The organism is Dechloromonas aromatica RCB (genome assembly GCF_000012425.1).
Genome location: NC_007298.1, coordinates 4,312,169 through 4,335,783, shown reverse-complemented (window position 1 = coordinate 4,335,783; position 23,615 = coordinate 4,312,169). Strand labels below are relative to the sequence as shown.

The following is a 23,615-nucleotide window of genomic DNA, read 5'->3' as shown; positions in this document are numbered from 1 at the left end:
CGGTCCCTACGCCAAGTCGGATGTAACTTTCCGAATCGCTGACCGTCAGTATGGGCTGGCTATCTAGCCAGCGCAATACCGCGCTGATCGGGCTTCTTCGATCTCGGGCATGAAGAGCCGTTGGCGGTGTGGCATGTCGCCCCGACTGGTTGCCCCAAGACCGCGAATGACCTCGATGCGTTCGATATCTTCAAGCGGAATCGCACCCTGTTCCCCCGTGTCTGAGAATAAAGGCTGATAGGTGCTGCGTCCGTCGCCCAGCACCTGCAACTTGTTGGTAAAGCGGCCGTTGAAACCTCGGGCCGTCATGGCGTATCGACTTTGGTCGATTTACGCCAACGGTATGCCATGGGCAGAAATGAAAAAGCCGGCAAGCGTTGATGCGCTTGCCGGCCAATTTCAGACTTCAGGTGTTACTGGACTTGCTGGATGCCTGCCAATGTCCAGCCGCGGCTGTTGTCGGTCGGCTTGGTCATGTGCCAGATTTCGTCGAACGGTGCGGCAGCCGCATCCTTCTCTTCGCGGATCAGGCCGGTGAAACGGACGCTGACGATGTAGCGGCTGGGCTCCTCGGCAACATCGATGACCTCGGCATTCAGTTGCACGACATCGGTTTCCTGCTTGGCATTGCCGCGCTCGGCCATTTCCATCTTGATTTCGGCGAACATTTCCGGCGAAGTGAATTCGCGAATGTCGTCCAGATTGCCAGCATCGTTGGAAGCCTGCAGGCGAATGAAGTTGACCTTGGCGTTGCGGACAAAGCCTTCAACGTCAAAACCGGCCGGGATGTTACCGCCCGTCGTGGCGCTGGCCAGCGGCGCAGCAGCGGAACCGCCAGCCGGGATGAAGTCCGGCTGATGCGGCGCATTGTTGCCGTAGTTGGCATTGGCTCCCGCGTACTGCATGCCGCCTTGTTGGGATGCCGCCGCCTTCTTGCGCATGAAGTAGCCGATGACACCGATCACGGCCACGGCAAGCAGTGCCATCATCATGAAGTTGGCCAGGCCTTCACCGAAACCGAAATGCGACGCCAGTGCAGCCAGGCCAAGGCCGGCAGCCAGACCTGCCAGCGGGCCCATCCAGGAACGCTTCGGTTGGGCTTGCGGGGCCGCAGCGGGTTGCTGCTGGGCGGGGGCGGCGGTGGTCGACCTGCTCGGGGCAACCGACTGGCGTTGCATGCCAGAGGAGGTGCCACCACCGAGGCGCTTGGCCTCGGCATCATTGATATGCAACGTGAAGCCGAGCACCAGTGCGGCGGCCATCATTACGAAATTCTTCATATTTGTCTCCGGGTGGAAAAGTTACAGCACGTAGTGTAGCGGTTTACTGTTGCTGAAAAATTATCTTCGCCCTGTGTGACAGTTCGAGAAAACCGAAGTTTCAGGCGCGATTGAACAGGGCGGCTGTCGCTTCTGGATTGGAGGGAAAATAGAAGTGTACGTAGGAGGCCGTCAGTCGAATTTGCCGATAGATCGCCTCACCTTCGCGGCCGTCAGCCGTCTGGGCACGAACCAGCGGGGCGAGCGTGGTTTCGCTCTTCGAGTAATGGAAGGTGTGACCGGAAAGCCGCCCCTCTGGCAACTCGGCGAACTGGGTGCCGAGTGCAGCCAGGCGTTGCTGCATGACCGAGCGGCCGGGCAGCAATCCGCCAAAGTCATGGCAGACACCGGCCTTGTCGATGACTTTCTCGAACAGGCTCATCATGCCGCCGCATTCGGCGAGCAGGGGTTTGCCGGCTGCGACATGGTTTTTCAGCGCCTGCCAAAGGCCGGTGTGGCCGCTTAGCGCATCAGCGTGCAGTTCGGGATAGCCGCCGGGCAGCCAGGCTGCATCGCATTCGGGCAACTCGTCACCAGTGACCGGTGAGAAAAAGCGCAGTTCGGCGCCAAGTGCGGTCAGCGTTTCCAGATTGGCCGGGTAGATGAAGCCGTAGGCTGCATCCCGGGCGATGGCGATGCGCAGGCCGGCAAGCAGTGGCGGGATGGCCGGCGGTGCGCAGTCTTCAAACAGTACCGGTTTGGGCAGATCAACCGTCGCGCTGGCAGCCAGGGAGTCGGCCAGATGGTCGAGGCGGGCTTCCAGATCGGTGATCTCGGCCGCCTGCAACAGGCCAAGATGACGTTCCGGCAGGCTGTTCGCCGAGCGCGGCAAGGCGCCAAACCAGCCCATGCCGGCCGGCAGGCTGTCGCGCAGCATCTCGGTATGCCGTTCGCTGCCGACCCGGTTGGCCAGCACGCCGGCAAAAGGCAGGCCGGGCCGGTAGGTGGCCAGGCCGTGGGCAACGGCGCCAAAGGTCTGGGCCATGGCGCCGGCGTCGATCAGGGCCATGACCGGAATGCCGAAGCGTTCGGCAATGTCGGCCGCTGACGGCTGGCCGTCGAACAGGCCCATCACGCCTTCAACCAGGATCAGGTCGGAATCCGCCGCCGCCCGGGCCAGACGCCAGCGGGCATCAGCCTCGCCGCACATGCCGAGGTCGAGGTTCTGGCAGGCGCGACCGCTGGCCATGGCATGAATCTGTGGGTCGAGAAAGTCAGGGCCACACTTGAAGACGGTGACGCGCCGGCCTTGCCGGGCATGTAGTCGGGCCAGTGCTGCGGTGACGGTGGTCTTGCCCTGGCCGGAGGCGGGGGCGGCGATCAGGAGTGCGGGGCAGGCTGGCATCAGAATTCGAGACCCGGCATGGCCTTGATGCCACTCTGGAAAGCGTGCTTTTCCATGCCGATGTCGCTGACCGTATCGGCCACATCGCGCAAGGCCTGCGGTGCGGCGCGGCCGGTGATGATGACGTGTTGCATCAGGGGGCGGGAGAGCAGTTTGGCGATGACGGTGTCGAGATCCAGCCAGCCATACTTGAAGGCGTAGGTCATCTCGTCGAGCACGACGAGGCCGATGGCCGGGTCGCTCAAATGGCCGCAGGCAACGTCCCAGGCGGCCTGCGCTGCATTGGCATCGCGGTCCTTGTCCTGGGTTTCCCAGGTGAAGCCCTCGCCGCCGACATGCCATTGGACGTTGGGCTGCTGGCGGAAGAAGGCTTCCTCGCCGGTGTCCGAGCGGCCTTTGACAAACTGCACGACGCCGACTTTCAGACCATGGCCGAGGGCCCGGGTGACGACACCGAAGGCTGCACTCGACTTGCCCTTGCCGTTGCCGGTGTTGATGACCAATACACCGCGTTCTTCCTGAGCCGCCTCGATCTTGCTGTCGATGACGGCCTTCTTTTTCTGCATACGTTCTTCGTGAGTGATAGTCATTGTCTATTCCGGAATGAAGCAGCGATGGCCGCGGTCTTCGATCTGCCGCAGGCCATAGCCGTAAAGGTCGGACAGCGTTTCAGCTGTCAGGATGTCGTCGACCGGCGCGATCTCGGTCCGGCCATCGCCGAAGACGAGTAGCGCCCGGTCACAGAAGCGATGGGCCAGCGCCGGGTCGTGCAGAACCATGATGACGCCGGCGCCGCAGTCGCGGGCCGTGCCGGCGAACAGTTCGAGCACGGCCATCTGGTGATTGAGGTCGAGATGCGACAGCGGTTCGTCGAGCAGATAGAGCGGTGCGGCCTGTGTCAGCAGCGTGGCGATGGCCAGCCGCTGGCGTTCGCCACCGGACAGGGTGTGAATCTGCCGGGTTTCCATGCCATCGAGCCCCACTGCTTTCAGCGCGCTACGTGCCATTTCCGCGTCGCGGGTCGATTCCCAATCCCAGCGACCAAGGTGCGGATGGCGGCCGGTCAGCGCGGTTTCCAGCACGGTCGAGCCGAAGGGATCGTTCTGGAACTGTCCGAGCCAGGCCCGCTGCAAGGCGGCCTGACGCGGCGGCATCAGCGCGGCATCTTCGCCATCCAGCAACACGGCGCCGCCTGCCGCCTTGCGCAGGCCGGCCAGCGTGGACAGCAAGGTCGATTTGCCGGCGCCGTTGCGACCTAGGATAGCGACGCGTTCACCGGTTGCCACGGCGAAATTCAACCGGTCGACCACGGTTTTGTCACCAATTTCGACGCGCAGCTGGCGGGCTTCGAGCAGGGGGCGGCTCATTTCGGCTGCCTAGACAACAGGAAAAGGAAGACCGGCACGCCGATCAGTGCCGTCAGTACGCCGACTGGCAACTGTTGCGGGGCGATCAGGGTCCGTGCCAAGGTATCGGCCAGCACCAGCAGCGAGCCGCCGGCCAGCACGGAAGCCGGTAGCAATAGCCGTTGGTCGTTACCGGTGGCCAGGCGCACCAGATGCGGGACGACCAGTCCGACGAAGCCGATTGAGCCGGCCGTGGTGACCGACGCCGCCGTGGCCAAAGAGGCGAGCAGATAAATGGCGTAGCGCAGCCGGCCGACCGCAACGCCCAGTGCCTGTGCCTGCATCATGCCGCGCGATAGCAGGTTCAGTTCGCGGGCGAAAGGCATGGCCAGGGCCAAAGCGACGACCAGTGCCAGCAAGGCCGGCCACCATTGGGTGCTCTGCCCGAGGTCGCCCATCAGCCAGAACAGCATGCCGCGCAGCTTGTGTTCTTCGGCAATGGCCAGCATCAGCGCGACCAAGGCGCCGCAGCCGGCGGCGACGATGACGCCGGTCAACAGCAGACGGGTCTGGGTCCAGCTGCCATCGCCGTGGGCCAGCCCGAAAACGATGAACATGGCGCCCAGTGCCCCGGCAAAAGCCAGCCCGTCGATACCGAGCACCGGCAGGCCGACCAGGATGGCAAACATCGCCCCTACCCCGGCCCCACCGGAAATACCCAGCACATAAGGGTCAGCCAGCGGATTGCGCAATAGCACCTGCATCAGTGCGCCGGCCAGAGCGAGCAGGCCACCGCAGGCAAAGCCGGCAATCGCTCGCGGCAGGCGCAGCTGCAGAACAACGTCGCCGGCGCCGCCTTCCTGGCCGAGTAATGCCCCCAGCACTTCGCCATAGGAAACCTTGAAGCTGCCCACCGTCAACGCCAGCCCGAAACTGGCCACGGCCAACAGGCAGAGGCTGGCGAGGATCAGGAAGGCACGTTGGCGAGTGGGCATGAGCTGAATCGTTATTGCTGACGGTTATTTGAAGTCATAGCGGGCAGTCATGACAAAACTACGCCCGTCGGCAGGATAGTAGTAGTAATCGGTCGCGTAGCCGTAAGCAGCGCTCGACTGATAAGTCGCCCAGTTGGCGTATTTCTTGTCGAAGGCATTGAGTACCTTGGCGGCAATCGTCCATTGGCTGAATTTCCAGGCGGCCATCAGGTCCGTTGTCGTATAGCCACCCACCTGCCTCCGCGTGTTGGCATAGTCGCCGCTAACGTAGCGTTCTCCGACGTAATTGACTGTCGCGCTGTACTGGCCGAATTGCTGGGCATTCCACTGTAGCGCCAGGGCGCCCTTGTTTTCGGCGACCATCGGGATCTGTTTGCCAGTGAACGAGCCGCTGCGGTAGGTCGCGTCCAGATAGGTATAGCTGCCGCGCAAGGCGAGGCTCGAGGTGGCCTGCCATTGCGCTTCCAGTTCGATGCCCCGGCGCTGGGTCGGGTCGGTGTTGATGTTGGTGTACAAATTGCTGTCGAACAGGATTTCATCCGTCAGCTTCATGTCGAAGGCCGCGGCTTTGACCGATATGTCACCCCGGCGGGCAGAGGCGCCGATTTCCTTGATGGTGCCGTGTTGGGGGCGCAGGTTGGCGGAAAACACGGAGTTTCCGGACATGATGTCGTAACCGAACAGCTCGTCGGTATTGGCGAAACGGAAGGTGGTGCCTACCTTGCCATAGACCTGCCAGTGACTGCCGGCATACGTCAGGCCGATTTCTCCGGCGTTCTTCGTGCGCTGGGTTTCGCCCTGAATCGAACTGTCGGCGGCGCTTTGCCACATGCGCTGCGAACGGGCGCCGAGCATCAGGCCCCAGTGCTCATCGAAGTGGGTCAGGTTCTGCAGGTACAGGGCCTGGCTGTCCTGCTCGGCGCGGGCGCGGGAAATGCCAAACAGTGCGCTGTTGCTGACTGAGCGCCAGTCGCCGTGGTACTGATCGAAACCGATCACGGTCTCGCTGGCGGCCAGGCTGGGCAGGCCATGCGCCCAGCGCAGGCGAGGCGTGAAGGACCAGTGCTCTTTCTCCCGCTCGTAAGTGGAGCGATAGACGCCGGAGTACGAGTCGTAGTTATCTTGGTCGAAGGAAAACTCGGCATTGAACAACAGATTCTGGGCGATTTCGGCTTCAACGCCCGGGCGAATCCGGAAGCCGTCGCGATGCTGGTGATCCTGTGGTGTTTTCGAGTAGCGCGGGCGCTGATCGTAGTCGGCTTGCGAGAGAGCACCCGGCAGCCTGGCGCTTTCATCGAAGCCGGAAAAGTCGACGAAACCCTTGGCGCTGCTGCCATCAATGCCGACTCGGCCGGCCAGCGAAGTCTGGGTGGCGGCCGAGTTCTGGCGCCAGCCATTGGTGTCGGCGAAGTGTCCAGCCAGGTTGATGTGAGCGCTTTCACCGCGAGCGGACAGTTGCGCATCGGTGGTGAGCAGCCCGTTGCTGCCGGCGCCGAGCGTAATATTCTGCTGCGAACCTGTCGCTTTCTTGGTGATGATATTGACCACCCCGCCGCTGGCGCCGTCACCGTAGAGCACGGTACCCGAGCCGCGCATGATTTCGATTCTCTCGATGTTGTTCAAGGGGATCAACGACCAGTTGACCGACTCCATAGCCGCGGGGTTGAGGCGCTGACCATCGAGCAAGATAAGTGTGTTCAACGACGCAGTGGCTGGGCCGAAGCCGCGCAGATCGACGCTGGCATCGATGCCGAAGCTGCCATAAAGTGCGCTGACACCGATACCTGCCTGGGTTTTCAGAAGGTCGGGCAAATTGCTGGCCGGGCTCTGACGAATATCCTGCGCAGAGATCACGGTGATATTGGCTGGCAGGCGGGAGTCGATTTGCTCGAAGCGGGTTGCCGAAACGACGACCGCCGGCATTTCTGCGGCGTCATGGGCGAAAACGCTCGAAATGCACAAGGGCAGGGAGAAAACGAGATATTGCGGCTTCACGGAGCTTTCCTTTCCCGGCAGACGTCCCCGCTGCCGGAATGCGTTGAGACGGAAGCGCGGGAGGCAGCTGGTCGAGAAACCGGCACCACCACCCCGTGGCACTTCCAATGGGTGTTCCAGGCCGGTATCCGGGCTCACAAGTCTTGACGTATCGCCTTCCCAGGTGGTCACCCAGTGGCCTTGTGATACGTCCGCACTTGCTTACCGTTGCGGGGGCAGCAGCGGCATGGTCTCGTTGGAGACGCACCGCTTTCCCGTTTAACTGCGCTTGGATAATCCGTACGCAGCACCTGAGACGGCCGCCATTTTACATGGCGGAATACTTTAATAACAGCGAGATAGCTGCATTGCCTAGTAGCTGTAGGCCAGCGAGGCGAACCAGGCTCGTCCGGGAGCGGCGTAATAGGAGAAATAATTCCGGTCGAACAGGTTGCTGACGGCCAACGAGGCATTGAGGCTCTTGTTGAAGCGATAGCTCAGTTTGCTGTCGACCACGAAATAAGCATCGTAGGCTTTGTAAACAGCAGCAGCGGTATCGGCATTGGTGTCGTCGGCGTACTGCTTGCTGGCGTAGCGGCCACTGGTGGACAGCAGCCAGTCGCCACGGCGGGTTTCGAAGCCGATGCTGGCCTGCTTTTCCGGCAGGCCGGTCAGGCGCTTGCCGACCGACGACGGCGACGCGCTGTTTTCCAGCATTTCGCTGTGCGTATAGGTCAGGTTGGCGAAGACCCGGTTGTCGGCATCGAAATGGTGGGTGGCGCTGAGCGTGACACCGTTCGTCCGGGCTTTGCCGGCGTTGATGCGTTTGCGAACCACGATGTTGCCCGGGCCGGTCTGCTTGGGACCAAGGTAGATCAGGTCGTCGATTTCGTTGTGGAAATAGGTGGCCCTGATTTCGCCGCCGTTCCAGGCGCGCCAGTCGCTGCCCACTTCCCAGGATTTGACGGTTTCGGGGGTTAGCGCTGGGTTGGCACTAATGAGGTAGCTGCTGAACGAACTGCGGTATAGGTCATAGACCGTTGGAGCATGGAAAGCCTTGCCGGCCGAGGTGCGCAGCGTGAAGGCATCGGTCACGCGCCACGAGGCGCCGAGCTTCGGGCTCCAGGCGGCTGCAGTTCTCTCGGCGTAGCTGTAGCTGCCCGTCGGGTCGCTGCTCTGGCCGTTGGCGTTGAGCCAGTGGTCGTAGCGCAGGCCGCCCTGCACGGTCAGGCTTGGCGCAAGCTGCCAGTTGTCCTGAAGGTAGGCGCCATGCAGGTACATCTTGCCGGAGGCAGTCGAGTACAGCGCGGTCTTGGATTCAGGATTGCCCCAGTTGCTCAGGGTGTAATCCTTGGCGTCGGCCGAGTCCTGGCGGTAGGCGTAGCCGACGGTCAGGTCATGGGCGCCGAGCGAGGCATTCCAGTAGGTGTCGAATGCTGTCGATTCCGATGGGCTGTCGCTGATCCGGCCTGGGCCGCCAAAGGCTGTGCTGCCGGTCGTTGCTATGATGTACGAATTGGTCGTCACGGCAGTATGGCTGGCCAGCACGTTCAATTGGCCGATCCCCAGCTTGGTGTCGAAGCCGGCATGGAACAGCTGGCGGGTGTAGTTGCTGTCGCCACCGGCGAAGGAAACGTTGTAGATTGGGGCGCCGGTGGCATTGCTACGCACGAAGGATTCCGGGGCGGCGTAACCATAGTGGTAGTCCTGCAGCAGCCAGCCAGCACGCCAGGAGGTGTCGGTGCTGACGCGCTGTTCCAGCTTCAGCGAGGCGCCGTGTTCCTGCCAGGTGTTGTCGCCCTTTTGGCCAAGCAAATAGGTGCCGGCGCCGAGCTCCGTGCTGGTCGGAATAGCGCCTCTGGAGCCCGTTGGTCGACTGCCAGTAACCCATTCGCTGCGATATCCGTTGGTTTGCGCCCAGTTGCCGGTGAAGCGGATCGCCAGGCCATTTTCCAGGCGGGTGCCGGCATGGAGGTAGGCTTTCTGGACATCGGCCGGTGCCTTGCCCGTCTCGAAGGCATCACCGTAGCCGACATTGAAGCCGAATTCGGTGCGGGTCGGCATGCGGGTGACGAAATTGACCACGCCGCCCATCGCATTGCCACCGTACAGCGAGGACATCGGTCCGAACAGGATTTCCGTCTGCTGGATCGATTCGGTCGGGATGCCGCCGAGCAGCACGCTGCCGGCGTAGCCATCGGTCATCGGGATGCCGTCGAGCAGGACGAGGGCACGACGGTCGCTCGGGATACCGCGCAGTGCGAAGCCCGGTGTGGTTTGCAGCGGGCCTTTGCCGGTGGATACGAAAACACCGGCGGTGTTGTTGACGATGTCGGTCAGGCGATCGGTTTGCCGCGCCTCGATTTCCTGGCGGCCGATGACGACGGTTTCTCCCGTGGCATGTTCCAGCAGCAAGGGACCGCGAGTGGCGGTGACGACGACGGGCTCCAGCGCTTGCTGGGCAAAGGCCGACAAAGGCTGGCTGAAAGCGGTGATCAGGCCCAGCGTGATGGGTCGCAGGTGGATTTTCATGGTTCTCCCCTCCGGACAGGCGTCCCCGCATGCCGGAATGCTTCGAAAAGGACGTGCGGGGGAGGGAGCGAGTCACAGGAACCGGCGCCACTACCCCGTGGCACTTCCACTTTTTGTCTCAGGCCGGTATCCGGGCTCGCAAGTTTTGACGTATCGCCTTCCCAGGTATTTCCCAGTGGCTGTGTGATACGCCCGCACTTGCTTACCGTTGCGGGGGCAGCAGCGGCATGGTCTCGTTGGAGACGCACCGCTTTCCCGTTTAACTGCGCTTGGAGAATCCGTACGCAGCACCTGACACGGCGCGCATTCTACATACATCGTTGCTGCAGTGCATCAGCAAAGTGCCGGCAAGTTGCTATAAACCACTTTGAGAATAAAGGCTTAGTCCTTGACCGGGCGGCATTTTTCCCTCTATAGTTCGCGCCATGAATGTCGAACTCGAAACACTCGAAACCAAGATCGAACAGGTCGTTGCCCTGGTTCACCAGTTGCGCGCCGAAAACGAAGTTTTGAGAAACCAGATGGTCGCGGCCGAGGCCGAGCGGCTGCATCTGCGTCAGACCATGAGCGCCGCCCGTGAGCGCCTGGTAGGTCTGATGGACAAGATCCCCGAGGATGCCTGAGATGAGTCTGGAGCCGAATTTCCTCGACGTGAAAATCATGGGTCGCGAATATCGCGTTGCCTGCGGACCGGAAGAGCGCGACGCCCTGCTCGCAGCCGTCGATCTGGTCGACGGCAAGATGCGCGACATCGCCCAGCGCACCAAGAACACCATCGCCGAACGCGTTGCCGTCATGGCTGCGCTCAACATCGCCCACGAGCACCTTTCAGGGGGTGGAGAGGGCGCGCAAAAAGAGTTTGCGGAAGCGGTTGATACTTCCGAAACGAAGCGTAGAATCGGTGACATGGGAGCGCGGCTGGATGCCGTGCTGGCGCCTCAGCAACGACTGGATCTCTGATCTGATCGGTGTGGGCGTAGCCCGCCAAGTGTTCCCTGCGGTGTTTGTTAAGGCCATATATTCCTTGAACCAATGCTAATTGGCATCGGTTGCGGACCATTGAAACCGTTGTTGTGCGCGCTCTTTATCGAGTGTGCCTGATACGGGGGGAAAGCAGCCACTCTGAACCCAGGTTCAGGATGCCGGCCTGACGGCACTCGCGGGGACCAAATCCAACGGGTGGCAGAGCAATCTGCCACCCGTTTCCATTTTTGGGTGCAAGCGATGCAATACTGGCTGATGAAGTCGGAGCCTGACGAGGTTTCGATCGATGACCTGGCGAGGAACGGGACGGTTCCGTGGTTCGGTGTCCGCAACTATCAGGCGCGCAATTTCATGCGTGATGCGATGCAGATCGGTGATTTGGCCTTCTTCTACCATTCCGGTTGCGCCGAACCGGGTGTCGCCGGTATTTGCGAGGTTTGTTCGGAGCCTTATCCGGATGCCACCCAGTTTGAGCCGGCCAGCCCCTATTTCGACCCCAAATCAACACTGGAGAATCCACGCTGGCTACTCCGCGACGTGCGCTTCGGGGAGAAAACGCGCTATGTGCCGCTGACCGAACTGCGCACCTATGCCGAACTTGCTAACATGCGCCTCCTTGCCCGCGGCAACCGGCTTTCGATCACGCCGGTCAGCGCCGAAGAATGGGCTTTCATCACTCAACAACTGATGGACCTGAAATGACTCTCTGGTGGTTGACCTACCCCCTGCTCGGCATCTTCGGCGGTTTTGTCGCCGGCCTGTTCGGCGTTGGCGGCGGCCTGACGCTGGTGCCCTTCATGTACATGCTGTTCGTGGCCCAGAGTTTTCCGCCGGAACACGTCATGCACTTGGCGCTCGGCACCTCGATGGCGACCATCGTCTTTACCTCGCTGTCCAGCATGCGGGCGCATCATGCTCATGGTGCGGTGCGTTGGGATATCGTCCGCCATCTGGCGCCAGGGCTGGTGCTCGGGACTTTTGGCGGCTCGCTGGTTGCCGGTCAGGTGCCGACCGGGCCGATGACGGCCATTTTCGTCATCATTGTCTATTACGCCTCGCTGCAAATGATGCTCGACTTCAAGCCCAAGGCGCACCGGCAGTTGCCCGGGCCGCTCGGTCTGTTTGCTGCAGGTGGCACGATCGGGATCGTTTCAAGCATGGTGGCCGCCGGTGGCGGTTTTCTTTCGATTCCGTTCATGTTGTTCTGCAATGTGGCGATTCATGCGGCGGTCGGCACCTCGTCGGCGCTCGGCTTTCCGATTGCGCTGGCAGGAGCGATTGGCTATATCGTCGCTGGTGGGAACGATGCCGGCTTGCCGGCCTATGCCCTTGGCTACATCTATCTGCCGGCTTTTGTCGGTATCGTGACGATGAGCGTGCTGGTCGCACCATTGGGCGCCAAGCTGGCGCACCGCTTGCCGGTCAAGCAATTGAAGCGGGCCTTTGGCGGCTTCCTTGCCCTGCTGGCGACCAGGATGCTGTTCAACATCCTGGGCTGAACGGCTTAGACGCCGGCGTTGAAGTCGCGCAGGGTGGCGACCAGGTCGGCGAAGCGCTCGCCCTGAACCGTGACATGAGCACGCAGCAGGGCTGCCGCCAGATCGCTATCCCCCTTGTTGATGGCTTCGACAATTGCCAGATGTTCGTTGAACGAGGTCGCCATCCGGTTGCGCACGCGCAGTTGCAGGCGGCGATAGGGGCGCAGGCGACGGTGCAGGGCGGTGGCCTGCTCGACCAGGAAGCCGTTGTGACTGGCTTCGTAGATGCGCTGATGAAACACTTCATTCAATTGATAGTAAATGTCCGGCGTGTCGGCATCGCGCGCCGCTTCACAGGCGCGGTGGGCTTCCTGTAGGGCGAGCTGCTCGCTGGCGGTAATCCGCCGGGCCGCCAGGCGGCCGCACATGGCTTCCAGTTCGGCCATCACTTCAAACATTTCACAGACCCGGTCGGCGCCGATTTCCGGCACCGTCGCGCCGCGCCGCGGGCGGATTTCGATCAGGCCGATCGATGCCAGCTGGATCAGTGCCTCGCGCACTGGGGTCCGCGAGACGCCAAAGGTGCTTGCCAACTCCTGTTCGTCGAGCCGCGTTCCCGGCGGATAAGTGCCGGTCACGATACGCTCTTCGATCAGCTCACCCAGGCGTTCGGATTGACGGGTGACGACGGGGATTTCGGCGGGGCTGTTCATGATCGGGCATCCGGCAATTGGCAACGATTGCATTATACGAAAATTGTTGACTAGTATTCAATAATTGGTATCTTGTATACACAGCGGCGATATATGAATACAAATATTTAGGCCTGCATTCCGGATGAGTCTCTGGATGAGCAGATCAGCGAGGGTCGCCGTCATTGCTATTTGATCAATCATCTGGAGGAGACATCATGAACGAAATCCGGCGCAATATCCTGAAAGGCATGGTTGCCACACCGGCTTTGGCCCTGTCGCCCAATCTGCTGTGGGCGCAAGCGGCTGGCGAGTTGAAAATTTCGCACCAGTTCCCTGGTGGCACCGCGACCGAAGGCGATTTCCGCGACCGACTCTGTCGCCGCTTCAGCGCCGAAATTACCAAGCGAACCAATGGCGCCTTGAGGGGCACGGTTTATCCCGGATCGTCGTTGATGAAGACCAACGCCCAGTTCAGTTCGGTACGCAAAGGCGCGCTCGACATGACGCTGGTGCCGCTCTCCTATGCCGGCGGCGAAGTGCCGGAAACCAACATCGGGCTGATGCCGGGCATCGTCACTTCCTACGAGCAGGCAGTGAGCTGGAAGAAAGCCGAGATCGGCAAGGCGCTGGCCAATATCCTCGCCGACAAGGGCGTGCTGGTTGTCAGCTGGATCTGGCAGGCCGGCGGCGTCGCCAGTCGGGTCAAGCCGATCATCGATCCGGAAGATGCCAAGGGCCTGAAAGTCCGCGGCGGCAGCCGCGAGATGGACATGGTGCTGAAGCAGGCCGGCGCCACGGTGCTGACCCTGCCGTCGAACGAAATCTACGCCGCGATGCAGACCGGCGCGCTGGATGCCGCGATGACCTCGTCGACCAGCCTGATTTCCTTCCGTCTCGAAGAAGTCGGCAAGGCGCTGACCACCGGCCGCGGCAAGACTTACTGGTTCATGTTCGAACCCTTGCTGATCTCCCGTGCGGTCTTCGAGAAACTGCCCAAGGCGCAGCAGGATGCGATCATGGCGGTTGGTGCCGAGATGGAGGCTTACGCGCTGGAAGGGGCCAGGGCCGATGACCAGGCCGTGGCGGCGGTTTACCAGAAAGCCGGCGGCAAGGCTTACGACCTGTCCGACGCCTCGGTCAAGAAATGGCAGGCGATTGCCCGCGATACCGCCTGGAAGGACTTCGCGGCCAAGAATGAGAGCTGCGCCCGTATCCTCAAACTGGCCGAGGCCACGCTGTGAGCCACGGCTTCGAGATCGAGGGCGCCGTCAAAGCGCCCGAAATTCCCGAAACGGGGATACTCGGTGGGATCAATCGAGTGATGACGGGCTTGCACACGGCGATCATGTTCCTGTCGTCCGGGGCCTTGCTCGGCGCTGCCCTGATCCTGTGCAGCAGCGTCTTCCTGCGCTATTTCCTGAAAATCCCGACCGACTGGCAGGACGAGATGTCGGTTTTCCTGCTCGTCGGCGCCACCTTCATGTGTGCCGGCTACGTTCAGTCGCAACGCGGCCATATCGGCATCGAGGCGCTGGGCGGGCTGTTGCCGCCCCTGGCCAACCGCCTGCGCCTGCTCTTCTGCGATCTGGTGTCCCTGCTTTTCTGCGCTTTCTTTTCCTGGAAATCGATCCTGCTCTTTCACGAAGCCTGGGTTGACGGACAAACCACCTCGTCCTCATGGGCACCGCCGCTGGCGATTCCCTATGGCTTCATGACCGCCGGCATGATCCTGCTCTCGCTGCAGATCCTGCTCCAGCTGGTCGCTGGCATCGTTCGCAAGGAGCACTAAGATGGCCGAATCAAGCATTGGCATTCTCTACGGCCTGGGCACCTTGGCCGTGATGTTCTCCGGCATTCCCATCGCCTTCGCGCTGGGCTCCATTGCCGTCCTTTTCATGCTGCTCTTCATGCCGGCAGCGGCGACCGACACCATTACCCAGAACGTCTTCGAGGAAATGGCCAACATCACGCTGCTGTCGATCCCGCTATTCATCCTGAAAGGCGCGGCCATCGGCCGATCGCGCGCCGGCGCCGACCTTTACCTGGCGATTCACGCCTGGATGCACAAGATTCCCGGTGGCCTCGGCATCGCCAACGTCTTCGCCTGTGCGCTGTTTGCGGCGATGGCCGGCTCCAGCCCGGCGACCTGTTCGGCGATTGGTGGCGCTGGCATTCCGGAAATGCGGGCGCGCGGCTATTCACCCGGGTTCGCCGCCGGCATCATCGCCGCCGGTGGCACGTTGGGGATTCTGCTGCCGCCGTCGATCACGATGATCCTGTTCGCGGTCGCCGCCGAGCAGTCGCTGGGCCGCCTCTTCCTCGCCGGCATCTTCCCCGGCCTGCTGCTGGTCTTCCTGTTCGCCGGCTATGCCGTGTTCCGCTTCAAGGTCGAATACAACTCGGCACTCGATGTCTGGCATTCCGGTGGCGCCAAGTCGGCCTACCTCGACGAAATGCGCATGACCCGGGCCGACAAGACCCGCATGCTGCCGCGCGTGATTCCCTTCGTGCTGCTGCTGATCGGCGTCATGTTGGCGCTTTATGGCGGCTACGCGACGCCGTCGGAAACCGCCGGTCTTGGCGGCATCCTGGCGCTTGCCCTGATCGCCGGCATCTACGGCGTCTGGCGTCCTTCGCAACTGAAACCGATCCTCAACAGCACGTTGAAGGAGTCGACCATGTTGATGTTCATCATCGGCATGTCGCTGCTCTACTCCTACGTGATGAGCTATCTGCACATCAGCCAGTCGGCGGCCGAGTGGATCGTGGCCATGCATCTGTCGAAATGGCTGCTGCTCGCTGCCATCCTGATTTTTGTGGTGATTCTCGGCTTCTTCCTGCCGCCGGTGTCGATCATCCTGATGACCGCGCCGATCATCCTGCCGCCGCTCAAGGCCGCTGGCTTCGACCTAATCTGGTTTGGCATCGTGATGACCGTGGTCATGGAAATGGGCCTGATTCATCCGCCAGTCGGCCTCAATATCTTCGTGATCAAGAACGTCGCGCCGGACATTCCGCTCAAGGACATCGTCTGGGGTGTCTTCCCCTTCGTCGGTCTGATGTTCCTCGCCGTGATCCTGCTTTGCATCTTCCCGGGCATTGCCACCTGGTTGCCGGATGTGGTCATGGGCGTGGCGAGCTAAGGAGCGATCGATCATGAATGCACCGCAACCCCGTCAATGGGACAGCCTGCGCCAGAACCGGGCGCGCCGCCTGGAACGGGCGGCCAGCCTCGGCCTGGCTGGCCAGAATGGCAAGGAAATTCCGGTCGATCGCATCATCGACCTGCTCGAAGCCGTCATCCAGCCGGGCGACCGTGTCTGCCTCGAGGGCAACAACCAGAAGCAGGCCGATTTCCTGTCCGAGTCGCTGGCCGATTGCGATCCGGCCCGTATCAATCACCTCAGCATGGTCCAGTCTGTCCTGGCGCTTCCGAGCCACGTGGACCTTTTCGAGCGCGGCCTGGCAACCCGCCTCGACTTTTCTTTCAGCGGCCCGCAGGGCGCCCGGCTGGCCAAGCTGGTCCAGGAACAGCGCATCGAGATCGGGGCCATCCATACCTATCTCGAACTGTTCGGGCGCTATTTCATGGATCTGACGCCGAATGTGGCGCTGATCGCGGCGCAGGCGGCCGATGCCGAGGGCAACCTCTACCTCGGGCCGAATACCGAGGACACGCCGGCCATCGTCGAGGCGACCGCGTTCAAGGGCGGCATCGTGATCGCCCAGGTCAACGAGCGCCTCGACAAGCTGCCGCGCGTCGATGTGCCGGCCGACTGGGTCGACTTCACGGTGCTGGCGCCGAAGCCCAACTACATTGAGCCACTATTCACCCGCGACCCGGCGCAGATCACCGAAGTCCAGGTGCTGATGGCGATGATGGCGATCAAGGGCATCTACGCCGAATACGGCGTTACCCGGCTCAATCACGGCATCGGCTTCGATACCGCGGCGATCGAGTTGCTGCTGCCGACCTACGCTGCCGACCTCGGCCTGAAGGGCAAGATCTGCACGCACTGGGCGCTCAATCCACATCCGACGCTGATTCCGGCCATCGAAGCCGGTTTCGTCGAGTCGGTCCATTGTTTCGGTTCCGAAGTCGGCATGGATGACTACATCTCCGCCCGTTCCGACATCTTTTTTACCGGTGCCGACGGCAGCATGCGTTCCAACCGGGCGTTTTCGCAAACGGCCGGCCTTTACGCCTGCGATATGTTCATCGGCTCGACCTTGCAGATGGACTTGGCCGGCAACAGTTCGACCGCGACGCTGGGCCGCATCACCGGCTTCGGCGGGGCGCCGAACATGGGGTCCGATCCGCACGGCCGGCGTCATGCCAGCCCGGCCTGGCTCAAGGCCGGGCGTGAGGCCTACGGGCCGCAGGCGATTCGCGGCCGCAAGCTGGTGGTGCAGATGGTCGAGACTTTCCGCGAACACATGGCGCCGGTTTTCGTCGACGATCTCGATGCCTGGAAGTTGCAGGCCAGCATGGGTTCCGACCTGCCGCCGATCATGATCTACGGCGACGACGTCAGCCATATCGTTACCGAGGAAGGCATCGCCAACCTGCTGCTCTGCCGCACACCGGCTGAGCGCGAGCAGGCGATCCGCGGTGTGGCCGGCTTCACGCCGGTCGGGATGGCGCGGGACAAGGGCACCGTCGAAAACCTGCGCGATCGCGGCATCATCCGCCGCCCGGAAGACCTCGGCATCGACCCGCGCCAGGCCAGCCGCGACCTGTTGGCCGCCCGTTCGATCAAGGATCTGGTGCGCTGCTCCGGTGGCCTGTACGCGCCGCCTTCACGTTTCCGCAACTGGTGAGCGCCATGGAAATTCTCGACTTTCGTTTCGACTCGGCACCGGCTACCCCGGCTGCCAACCCCGCGCTGTGTGGCGTCGTCGGTTCCGGTAATCTGGAAATTCTGGTCAAAACCGGCGATACGCCGACGGCCTGCATCGTCCAGATCAAGACCTCGGCGCGCGGTTTTGCCGATACCTGGCAAGCGGTGATCGGCGCTTTTGCCGCTGCCCATGCGGCTGGCGGCACCTGCATTGCGATCAACGATATGGGGGCGACGCCGGCGGTGGTCAGCCTGCGCCTGGCGCAAGCCCTGGCAGAATATCAGGGAGGTGAGTCATGAACCCCTCGCTAGCCAAGCACCAGAGCTGGTTTGAAGCGACGGCGCGCAAACGCGTGGCCGGGCTGCTCGATGCCGGCAGTTTCAATGAAATCCTGCCGCCAGCGGCCTCAATGCCCAGCCCTCATCTGGCCCAGCTCGACCTGCCCGGTGCGTTCGATGACGGCGTTGTCGTCGGCACTGGTCAACTGAGTGGAAAGCCGATTTATGTCATTGCCCAGGAAGGCCAGTTCATGGGCGGCGCCGTCGGCGAAATCCACGGCGCCAAGATTGTCGGCCTGCTACGCCGCGCGGTAGCCGAGAAGCCGGCGGCCGTGCTGTTCCTGATCGATTCCGGCGGCGTCCGTCTGCACGAGGCCAATGCCGGGCTGATCGCCATTTCCGAAATCATGCGTGCCGTGCTCGACGCCCGCGCGGCCGGCGTGCCGGTCATCGCGCTGGTCGGCGGCAGTTGCGGCGCCTTCGGCGGCATGGGCATCGTCGCCAAACTGTGTTCGGCCATCCTCATTTCCGAAGAAGGCCGCCTGGCGCTGTCCGGGCCGGAAGTCATCGAGACGGTCGCCGGCGTCGAGGAATTCGATTCGAAAGACCGGGCGCTGGTCTGGCGCGTTACCGGCGGCAAGCATCGTTACCTGATGGGTGACTGTGCCGCCTTGGTCGAGGACGACATTGCCGCTTTCCGCGCCGGTGCCAGCGAATTTGTGGCGACCTGGCAGGAACCGCTGCCGTCTGTGGCCAATCTGCGAGCGACCCAGCAGCGGCTGGAAAACCGCCTCGCTGCCTATGCAACCTGCCGCGATGGCCTGCAGGTCTGGGCGGCCCTCGGTGTGGCCCAACCGGAAGCCGTGCCGCTGCTCGACCGCGACAGCCTGGTCGCCCTCAAGGAAGGATTGCCGACATGAGCCTCAACGATATTCTCGATCGCCTGTTCCCGGCCGGCCATACGATCGCCGTAGCCAACCAGGTGATCACCGGCCAGGCGCAGACAGCGCAAGGCATGGTGGCCGTGCTCGGCACCACCGATGCGGCGGCCATCGATCATGCGATGGCGCTGGCACTGGCCGATTTTGTCCTCGACACCGTCGAGCAGCATCCCGGCCGGCCGCTGGTTTTCCTGGTCGATACCTGCGGTCAGGCCCTGTCGCGCAGTCAGGAGCTGCTCTGCCTGAACGGCTCGCTGGCCCATCTCGCCAGTTGCGTCGATCTGGCGCGCCGCCAGGGCCATCCTTCGCTCAGCCTGGTCACCGCCAACGCGGTCAGCGGCGGCTTCCTGTCCTTCGGCCTGATGGCCGACCAGGCCTACGCGTTGGCCGACGCCCAGGTCCGGGTCATGGACCTGCGGGCCATGGCGCGGGTGACCAAGATCGCCCATGAGCGCCTGGTCGAACTGGCCACCACTTCCCCGATCTTCGCGCCGGGCGCCGAGAGCTATGTCCGCATGGGCGGCATCGCGGCGATCTGGCCGGGGCCGTCGGCCGACCTGCTGGCGAGTGCGCTGGCCGATGCGGCCACGGCGTGTGCCGCGGGTGACCGGCGCCAGGCCGAGGGTCTGGCCCGCGGCGGGCGTCAACTGGCGGCCGGGATTGCTCAAACCGTCCGCAATTCGGCGCCCGGGGTCTGAGGCAATGCGTCGCCACGACCTCGTCTATCTGCAGCGCGATGCCTTGTTCTCGACCCCTTGTGCGGAAACAGGCGATCCCTACTGGCAGGCTGCAGGTGACTGGATCGCGGCCGGCCGGCCGCTGGTGGCTGCCCGCCAGCCGGTGGACTGCGAGTGCCTGCTTCTCGGTTTGAGTCTGCCGTCGGCATTGCAGCGAAAGAGGCTGTCCATCACTGTCGATCATGGCGCCGTGGCCAGGGTTTGCTCGCCACTCTCGCTCAGGCATTGCTTGCCCCTCTTGCCAGCGGCCCAGGTCGAAATTTTACGCCGGCTGGATGTCGGGGCTGCCGCCTGCTCGGTACGCCTCGGCGTTTTCGGCTCACTGGCCTGGGAGGCACTGAGCGGCGAAAGCTATCGCCATGCCGAATCCGATATCGACCTGATCTGCGATATCGCCACGCCGGAGCAATTCGATTGCATGCTGAGCTTGCTGCAACAGGCGGCCGACGCCTTGCCCTGCCGGCTCGATGGCGAAATGCGCTTTCCCGATGGCGCTGCCGTTGCCTGGCGGGAGCTTGCTGCACAACGCTGGCAGCCGGCCGCACAGGTGCTGGTCAAGGGGGAGCGTGAAGTCGGGCTGCGACCCTTGCAGCATCTGCTGGCCAGCCTGAAGGAGGAATGCTGTCATGCTTGAGCGCATCGTTCAGGTAGCCCGGCCTCAGCCGCTGGCTAGCCCGCTCGGCGAACTGCCGGCCGCCCGCATCGGCCGCTTGGCCATTCGCAGCCTGTATCGCGAAGCGGCGCTGGCGCCCAAGCCCGGCCTGGTCAGTCCGGGCAGCCACGGTAGCCATCGTGACATGGATTTCGCCACCTTCCTGCGCAGCCTGCAGTCCTTGCGCGCCTATTTTCCGTCCATCGCTGCCTGTGGCCTGCGCCGCCCTAGGTTTGCTCCGTTGCAGCAGCTCGGCATCGACGCCGAAAGCGCCATGCTGGAGGCGACCGGCGGGGTCAACACCCATCGCGGGGCAATTTTTAATCTCGGTCTGCTGTGTGCGGGAGCCGGCCGGCTGATCGCCGAAGGTGAAAGGCTGGAGGCTGCAGCGGTCTGTGCTGTCGTGAAAGATACCTGGGGGGCGGAGATTCTTGCCGGACTGTCATCGGTGCCGGATGTCGCAGCGCTCAGCCACGGCCTGTCCGTCGCCCGGCGCTATGGCAGCGGCGGCGCCCGTCAGGAAGCGGCCAGCGGGTTTCCGGCCGCGCTGGAACTCGGCCTGCCGGCCTATCGCAGCGCGCTGGCCACCACCGGCGATGGCGAACTGGCCGCTGTGCAGGCCCTGTTCGCGCTGATCGCTAAACTTGAAGATACCAACCTGCTGTGGCGTGGCGGGCGTCAAGGCCTGGCCCACGGACGTCAGGCCGCGGCTGGCTTCCTTGCTGCCGGTGGCGTGCTGGCTGGCGACTGGCGTGAGCATGCGGCGGCGATCGACCGCGATTTCGTTGCCGCGAATCTCAGCCCCGGCGGTAGCGCCGACCTGCTCGGCGTCACGCTTTTCCTGGCCGAACTGGACGATTGCTTCTGAAATGCGCCTCGCCCTCCTCTTCAGCGGTCAGGGCGGACAAACCGCGGCCCACTGGCAACAGGTGCAGGCCGGTGCTACCGGCGAGTGGCGTGAAGTACTAAGGCAAGTCTTGCCCGGTATCGCGGATCAAGACGCGATGGTCGCCCCGGGAATACTGGCCAAAAACAAAATCGCCCAACCGCTGATCTTTGCCCAGCAGATGCTGCTCTGGGGCAGCCTACAAAGTCGCCTGCCGCGGCCGATCTGCGCCGCCGGCTATTCGCTGGGAGAAATGGCCGCGTGCAGTGCGGCCAGTGCCTTTACGGCCATCGAGGGGATCGCCCTGTGTGTCGAACGGGCGGCGGCGATGGATGGTGCCGCGGCTGGCGAGCATGGCATGCTCGCCGTGCTTGGACTCGACGATGCGCTGGTCGCGACTATGGCCGCCGAGGCCGGTCTGGCCGTGGCCATCCGCAATGCGCCGCGCCATCTGGTCGTCGCCGGGCCGCTCGCCGGCATCGTTGCGGTGGCCGATAAGTTCGCAGCCGCCGGGGCGAGCCGGCTGGTCCATCTGGCGGTACAGACGCCATCGCACACGCCCTTGCTGGCCAAGGCGGCGGTCGAATTCGGGAAACGTCTGGATGGCTTGCCTGATCGCCGGCTAGCCTTTCCCGTGCTCAGTGCCATTGACGCAACGGCGGCACGAACGGCTCGCCCGGCGCTTGATGCCTTGGCCCGCCAGATCTGCACGCCGCTCGACTGGGCGGCTTGTCTGCAGGCCGTGCGCGAGATGCAGCCTGATGCGGTGCTCGAAATCGGCCCCGGCAATGCGCTGGCCAAGCTGTTCGGCGAGCTGGTTCCAACGATCCCGGTACGCGCTTGCGATGATTTTCGCAGCGTCGAGGGCATCGTTCGCTGGGTTGAGGGCTGTGCCTGATAAAATTCAGTACTTGCTAATATTGCTGCATTACCCACCATCGTGATTCCCTTCGAGGCCATTCCGGCCTATTTGCTGACCGGCGCCTGCGCTGGTTTCTTTGCCGGCCTGCTCGGGGTCGGCGGCGGTGTCGTGGTGGTGCCGGTGCTGACCATGATTTTCGCCTGGCTCGGCTTTCCCGGCCGCGAGGTCCTCCATCTGGCGCTGGGCACCTCGATTGCGACCATCCTGTTCACCTCGCTCTCCAGCCTGCGTGCCCATCATGCCCATCGAGCCGTCCTCTGGCCGGTCATGCGCGCCCTGACGCCGGGCATCCTGATCGGAACCTCGCTCGGGGCCGGGCTGGCGGTGGCCATTTCATCCCGTGCCTTGTCGATCTTCTTTGTCGGGTTCATGCTGTTCGTGGCGCTGCAGATGATTGCCAATCTGCGTCCGCAACCGAGCCGCAATCTGCCGGGGCGCGCCGGTCTCGGCCTGGCCGGTATCGTCATCGGCGCCGTGGCCAGCCTGGCGGCGATGGGCGGCGGGGCCTTGACGGTGCCCTACCTGATCCGCTGCAACGTCAATCCGCATCAGGCGATTGGCACCTCGGCCGCGGTCGGCCTGCCGATCGCCCTGGGCGGGACGCTTGGCTATATCTGGAACGGCTGGGCGCATCCCGGCCTGCCGCCTGGCAGCCTGGGCTTTGTCTATCTGCCGGCGCTCGGCATCATTCTGCTGGCCAGCGTACTGGCCGCCCCACTTGGCGCCCGCCTCGCCCACCGTCTGCCGGTCATTGTCCTCAAGCGCATCTTTGCCGGACTGCTCCTGATCCTTTCGGCAAAAATGCTGTGGAGTCTGTATGGCAGCTGAATCGCTATGCTTCAGCGCGCCTTGAAAACCGGCTTGCGCTTTTCGAGAAAGGCGGCAAGGCCTTCCTTGTAGTCCTCGGTATCGAGGAAGGCGAAGGAGGCCGCCTTTTCAGCGTCAGTGAGCGGTCGGCCGTCGAGCAAGCGGCGAATCCATTGCTTGTGCCAGCCGGCAACCAGCGGCGCGCCCGAACAGATACGGCGGGCCGTGGCATAGGCTTCGTCCGCCACCTGCTCATCGGCGACAACCCGCGTCAGCAATCCCTTTTCGTAGGCTTCCCGGGCGTGCAGGATGCGCCCCTCAAGCAGAATTTCCTTGACGACGGCTGGCCCGACCAGGCGCAGCAGGCCTTCCATTTCACCGGGGTACATCGAGAAGCCCAGGCGGTTGATCGGTGCGCCGAAGCGTGAACTTTCCCCAGCGATCCGGAAGTCGCAGACTCCGGCGATCTCCAGTCCACCGCCAATACAGGCACCGCTGATCAGCGCTAGCGTCGGATGCGGGCAGTCGGCGATGGCGTTAAGCGCCACGGCGACCTGGTCATGGTAATGCAGCGCCTGTTCGAGTGTCGTGCGGGCGGTGACGAATTCTTCCAGATCACCACCGGCGGCAAAGGCGTCATTACCAGCGCCGCGAATGACGACACAGCGAATGCTGCTATCGGCAGTGATTTTGCCCATGCGGTCAGCGAGTTGCTGCCACATGGAGAGATTGATTGCGTTGAGTTTTTCCGGGTTGTTCAGGGTCAGAGTCGCGATTTCGCCCTGAACCAGAAGGTCGACTGTCGTCATTCGATGTCCTGCCAGTACAAAGCAGGGAATTATAAGTGGGTGCCAAGCCAGCGCTTGCCATGTCTTCTATAAG

General features: G+C 62.9%; 25 protein-coding genes, 1 other RNA gene and 2 riboswitches. Of the genes, 16 read left to right on the top strand and 10 right to left on the bottom strand.

Translation table 11 applies throughout. The features are described from left to right. Nucleotides 1-63: 63 nt before the first annotated feature. The 8 genes from DARO_RS20565 to DARO_RS20530 all read right to left on the bottom strand — a co-directional run bounded on the left by DARO_RS20565 (nucleotide 64) and on the right by DARO_RS20530 (nucleotide 9,511). Nucleotides 64-309 (bottom strand): TonB-dependent receptor plug domain-containing protein, encoded by a 246-nt coding sequence (locus tag DARO_RS20565; protein WP_041224570.1) that lies wholly within the window; start codon nucleotides 307-309, stop codon nucleotides 64-66. Nucleotides 310-413: 104 nt separating this feature from the next. Then, nucleotides 414-1,280: a Tim44 domain-containing protein gene (locus tag DARO_RS20560; RefSeq protein ID WP_011289756.1), complete on the bottom strand. Its 867-nt coding sequence runs from the start codon at nucleotides 1,278-1,280 to the stop codon at nucleotides 414-416. A 100-nt stretch (nucleotides 1,281-1,380) separates the two neighbouring features. Then, nucleotides 1,381-2,664 carry a cobyrinic acid a,c-diamide synthase CobB gene (locus DARO_RS20555; protein ID WP_011289755.1) on the bottom strand — a complete coding sequence of 428 codons (1,284 nt, stop codon included), beginning with the start codon at nucleotides 2,662-2,664 and terminating at the stop codon, nucleotides 1,381-1,383. Beyond that, nucleotides 2,664-3,254, bottom strand: coding sequence for a cob(I)yrinic acid a,c-diamide adenosyltransferase (cobO, locus tag DARO_RS20550; protein WP_011289754.1), 591 nt, complete (start codon nucleotides 3,252-3,254; stop codon nucleotides 2,664-2,666). The genes DARO_RS20555 and cobO overlap by 1 nt, the downstream gene beginning before the upstream one ends. Before the next feature lie 3 nt (nucleotides 3,255-3,257). Continuing rightward, a complete protein-coding gene (locus tag DARO_RS20545) occupies nucleotides 3,258-4,031 on the bottom strand; it encodes an ABC transporter ATP-binding protein (protein WP_011289753.1) in 774 nt (257 codons plus the stop codon). After that, nucleotides 4,028-5,005 carry an iron ABC transporter permease gene (locus tag DARO_RS20540; RefSeq protein WP_011289752.1) on the bottom strand — a complete coding sequence of 326 codons (978 nt, stop codon included), beginning with the start codon at nucleotides 5,003-5,005 and terminating at the stop codon, nucleotides 4,028-4,030. Before DARO_RS20540 ends, DARO_RS20545 begins: the two co-directional genes overlap by 4 nt. 24 nt (nucleotides 5,006-5,029) lie before the next feature. After that, on the bottom strand, nucleotides 5,030-7,000 hold the full coding sequence (locus tag DARO_RS20535; protein WP_041224569.1) for a TonB-dependent receptor: 1,971 nt from the start codon (nucleotides 6,998-7,000) through the stop codon (nucleotides 5,030-5,032). Nucleotides 7,001-7,102: 102 nt separating this feature from the next. Further along, nucleotides 7,103-7,309, bottom strand: a riboswitch (cobalamin riboswitch). A gap of 42 nt (nucleotides 7,310-7,351) precedes the next feature. Then, nucleotides 7,352-9,511 (bottom strand): TonB-dependent receptor, encoded by a 2,160-nt coding sequence (locus DARO_RS20530; protein WP_011289750.1) that lies wholly within the window; start codon nucleotides 9,509-9,511, stop codon nucleotides 7,352-7,354. Nucleotides 9,512-9,615: 104 nt separating this feature from the next. Continuing rightward, nucleotides 9,616-9,821: riboswitch (cobalamin riboswitch) on the bottom strand. Nucleotides 9,822-9,936: 115 nt separating this feature from the next. Here DARO_RS20530 and DARO_RS20525 point away from each other — a divergent pair. The 5 genes from DARO_RS20525 (at nucleotide 9,937) to DARO_RS20510 (ending at nucleotide 11,994) form a co-directional block, all read left to right on the top strand. Beyond that, nucleotides 9,937-10,134 carry a hypothetical protein gene (locus tag DARO_RS20525; protein WP_011289749.1) on the top strand — a complete coding sequence of 66 codons (198 nt, stop codon included), beginning with the start codon at nucleotides 9,937-9,939 and terminating at the stop codon, nucleotides 10,132-10,134. A 1-nt stretch (nucleotide 10,135) separates the two neighbouring features. After that, on the top strand, nucleotides 10,136-10,471 hold the full coding sequence (locus tag DARO_RS20520; RefSeq protein WP_011289748.1) for a cell division protein ZapA: 336 nt from the start codon (nucleotides 10,136-10,138) through the stop codon (nucleotides 10,469-10,471). A gap of 29 nt (nucleotides 10,472-10,500) precedes the next feature. Then, nucleotides 10,501-10,681: non-coding RNA, 6S RNA (ssrS, locus tag DARO_RS22590), on the top strand. Nucleotides 10,682-10,735: 54 nt separating this feature from the next. Next, nucleotides 10,736-11,197: an EVE domain-containing protein gene (locus DARO_RS20515; RefSeq protein ID WP_011289747.1), complete on the top strand. Its 462-nt coding sequence runs from the start codon at nucleotides 10,736-10,738 to the stop codon at nucleotides 11,195-11,197. Next, complete coding sequence (locus DARO_RS20510) at nucleotides 11,194-11,994, top strand: sulfite exporter TauE/SafE family protein (RefSeq protein ID WP_011289746.1); 801 nt, start codon at nucleotides 11,194-11,196, stop codon at nucleotides 11,992-11,994. Before DARO_RS20515 ends, DARO_RS20510 begins: the two co-directional genes overlap by 4 nt. Nucleotides 11,995-11,999: 5 nt before the next feature. Here the strand turns inward: DARO_RS20510 and DARO_RS20505 are convergent, their stop codons facing one another. Then, nucleotides 12,000-12,686, bottom strand: a complete 687-nt coding sequence (locus DARO_RS20505; RefSeq protein ID WP_049758832.1) for a GntR family transcriptional regulator — start codon at nucleotides 12,684-12,686, stop codon at nucleotides 12,000-12,002. A 197-nt stretch (nucleotides 12,687-12,883) separates the two neighbouring features. Between DARO_RS20505 and dctP the strand changes: the two genes are divergently transcribed. From dctP to DARO_RS20450, 11 genes are read left to right on the top strand one after another with little or no spacing between them, the layout of a single operon-like run. Beyond that, nucleotides 12,884-13,909, top strand: coding sequence for a TRAP transporter substrate-binding protein DctP (gene dctP, locus DARO_RS20500; RefSeq protein ID WP_011289744.1), 1,026 nt, complete (start codon nucleotides 12,884-12,886; stop codon nucleotides 13,907-13,909). Then, the gene (locus tag DARO_RS20495; RefSeq protein WP_011289743.1) at nucleotides 13,906-14,457 is read left to right on the top strand and encodes a TRAP transporter small permease; all 552 of its coding nucleotides are present in this window, start codon (nucleotides 13,906-13,908) and stop codon (nucleotides 14,455-14,457) included. Before dctP ends, DARO_RS20495 begins: the two co-directional genes overlap by 4 nt. A gap of 1 nt (nucleotide 14,458) precedes the next feature. Then, a complete protein-coding gene (locus tag DARO_RS20490) occupies nucleotides 14,459-15,811 on the top strand; it encodes a TRAP transporter large permease subunit (RefSeq protein WP_011289742.1) in 1,353 nt (450 codons plus the stop codon). A 13-nt stretch (nucleotides 15,812-15,824) separates the two neighbouring features. Beyond that, nucleotides 15,825-17,489, top strand: coding sequence for a malonate decarboxylase subunit alpha (gene mdcA / locus DARO_RS20485; protein ID WP_011289741.1), 1,665 nt, complete (start codon nucleotides 15,825-15,827; stop codon nucleotides 17,487-17,489). 5 nt (nucleotides 17,490-17,494) lie between these two features. Further along, nucleotides 17,495-17,809: a malonate decarboxylase acyl carrier protein gene (gene mdcC, locus DARO_RS20480; RefSeq protein ID WP_011289740.1), complete on the top strand. Its 315-nt coding sequence runs from the start codon at nucleotides 17,495-17,497 to the stop codon at nucleotides 17,807-17,809. Continuing rightward, nucleotides 17,806-18,708: a biotin-independent malonate decarboxylase subunit beta gene (locus DARO_RS20475; RefSeq protein ID WP_011289739.1), complete on the top strand. Its 903-nt coding sequence runs from the start codon at nucleotides 17,806-17,808 to the stop codon at nucleotides 18,706-18,708. Before mdcC ends, DARO_RS20475 begins: the two co-directional genes overlap by 4 nt. Beyond that, nucleotides 18,705-19,427: a biotin-independent malonate decarboxylase subunit gamma gene (gene mdcE, locus DARO_RS20470; protein ID WP_011289738.1), complete on the top strand. Its 723-nt coding sequence runs from the start codon at nucleotides 18,705-18,707 to the stop codon at nucleotides 19,425-19,427. The genes DARO_RS20475 and mdcE overlap by 4 nt, the downstream gene beginning before the upstream one ends. Before the next feature lie 4 nt (nucleotides 19,428-19,431). Then, entirely contained in the window at nucleotides 19,432-20,100 is a 669-nt protein-coding gene (gene mdcG / locus DARO_RS20465; RefSeq protein WP_011289737.1) for a malonate decarboxylase holo-[acyl-carrier-protein] synthase, read from the top strand. Beyond that, entirely contained in the window at nucleotides 20,093-20,986 is an 894-nt protein-coding gene (gene mdcB, locus DARO_RS20460; protein WP_011289736.1) for a triphosphoribosyl-dephospho-CoA synthase MdcB, read from the top strand. Before mdcG ends, mdcB begins: the two co-directional genes overlap by 8 nt. A gap of 1 nt (nucleotide 20,987) precedes the next feature. Beyond that, nucleotides 20,988-21,902 carry a malonate decarboxylase subunit epsilon gene (mdcH, locus tag DARO_RS20455; RefSeq protein WP_011289735.1) on the top strand — a complete coding sequence of 305 codons (915 nt, stop codon included), beginning with the start codon at nucleotides 20,988-20,990 and terminating at the stop codon, nucleotides 21,900-21,902. A 42-nt stretch (nucleotides 21,903-21,944) separates the two neighbouring features. Beyond that, nucleotides 21,945-22,754, top strand: a complete 810-nt coding sequence (locus DARO_RS20450) for a sulfite exporter TauE/SafE family protein (protein ID WP_011289734.1) — start codon at nucleotides 21,945-21,947, stop codon at nucleotides 22,752-22,754. Between the two features lie 11 nt (nucleotides 22,755-22,765). Here DARO_RS20450 and DARO_RS20445 read toward each other — a convergent pair whose 3' ends face one another. Next, nucleotides 22,766-23,542: an enoyl-CoA hydratase-related protein gene (locus DARO_RS20445; protein WP_011289733.1), complete on the bottom strand. Its 777-nt coding sequence runs from the start codon at nucleotides 23,540-23,542 to the stop codon at nucleotides 22,766-22,768. Between the last annotated feature and the right edge of the window lie 73 nt (nucleotides 23,543-23,615).

Bases quoted from the DNA above. Each gene is read 5' to 3' on its own strand.
- DARO_RS20560 (WP_011289756.1), bottom strand. From the start codon at position 1,280: ATGAAGAATTTCGTAATGATGGCCGCCGCACTGGTGCTCGGCTTCACG.
- DARO_RS20490 (WP_011289742.1), top strand. From the start codon at position 14,459: ATGGCCGAATCAAGCATTGGCATTCTCTACGGCCTGGGCACCTTGGCC.
- mdcB (WP_011289736.1), top strand. From the start codon at position 20,093: ATGCTTGAGCGCATCGTTCAGGTAGCCCGGCCTCAGCCGCTGGCTAGC.
- mdcA (WP_011289741.1), top strand. From the start codon at position 15,825: ATGAATGCACCGCAACCCCGTCAATGGGACAGCCTGCGCCAGAACCGG.
- DARO_RS20545 (WP_011289753.1), bottom strand. From the start codon at position 4,031: ATGAGCCGCCCCCTGCTCGAAGCCCGCCAGCTGCGCGTCGAAATTGGT.
- DARO_RS20525 (WP_011289749.1), top strand. From the start codon at position 9,937: ATGAATGTCGAACTCGAAACACTCGAAACCAAGATCGAACAGGTCGTT.
- DARO_RS20475 (WP_011289739.1), top strand. From the start codon at position 17,806: ATGAACCCCTCGCTAGCCAAGCACCAGAGCTGGTTTGAAGCGACGGCG.
- DARO_RS20505 (WP_049758832.1), bottom strand. From the start codon at position 12,686: ATGAACAGCCCCGCCGAAATCCCCGTCGTCACCCGTCAATCCGAACGC.
- DARO_RS20540 (WP_011289752.1), bottom strand. From the start codon at position 5,005: ATGCCCACTCGCCAACGTGCCTTCCTGATCCTCGCCAGCCTCTGCCTG.
- DARO_RS20520 (WP_011289748.1), top strand. From the start codon at position 10,136: ATGAGTCTGGAGCCGAATTTCCTCGACGTGAAAATCATGGGTCGCGAA.
- dctP (WP_011289744.1), top strand. From the start codon at position 12,884: ATGAACGAAATCCGGCGCAATATCCTGAAAGGCATGGTTGCCACACCG.
- mdcH (WP_011289735.1), top strand. From the start codon at position 20,988: ATGCGCCTCGCCCTCCTCTTCAGCGGTCAGGGCGGACAAACCGCGGCC.
- mdcE (WP_011289738.1), top strand. From the start codon at position 18,705: ATGAGCCTCAACGATATTCTCGATCGCCTGTTCCCGGCCGGCCATACG.
- mdcC (WP_011289740.1), top strand. From the start codon at position 17,495: ATGGAAATTCTCGACTTTCGTTTCGACTCGGCACCGGCTACCCCGGCT.
- DARO_RS20530 (WP_011289750.1), bottom strand. From the start codon at position 9,511: ATGAAAATCCACCTGCGACCCATCACGCTGGGCCTGATCACCGCTTTC.
- DARO_RS20515 (WP_011289747.1), top strand. From the start codon at position 10,736: ATGCAATACTGGCTGATGAAGTCGGAGCCTGACGAGGTTTCGATCGAT.
- DARO_RS20565 (WP_041224570.1), bottom strand. From the start codon at position 309: ATGACGGCCCGAGGTTTCAACGGCCGCTTTACCAACAAGTTGCAGGTG.
- DARO_RS20445 (WP_011289733.1), bottom strand. From the start codon at position 23,542: ATGACGACAGTCGACCTTCTGGTTCAGGGCGAAATCGCGACTCTGACC.
- DARO_RS20555 (WP_011289755.1), bottom strand. From the start codon at position 2,664: ATGCCAGCCTGCCCCGCACTCCTGATCGCCGCCCCCGCCTCCGGCCAG.
- mdcG (WP_011289737.1), top strand. From the start codon at position 19,432: ATGCGTCGCCACGACCTCGTCTATCTGCAGCGCGATGCCTTGTTCTCG.
- cobO (WP_011289754.1), bottom strand. From the start codon at position 3,254: ATGACTATCACTCACGAAGAACGTATGCAGAAAAAGAAGGCCGTCATC.
- DARO_RS20510 (WP_011289746.1), top strand. From the start codon at position 11,194: ATGACTCTCTGGTGGTTGACCTACCCCCTGCTCGGCATCTTCGGCGGT.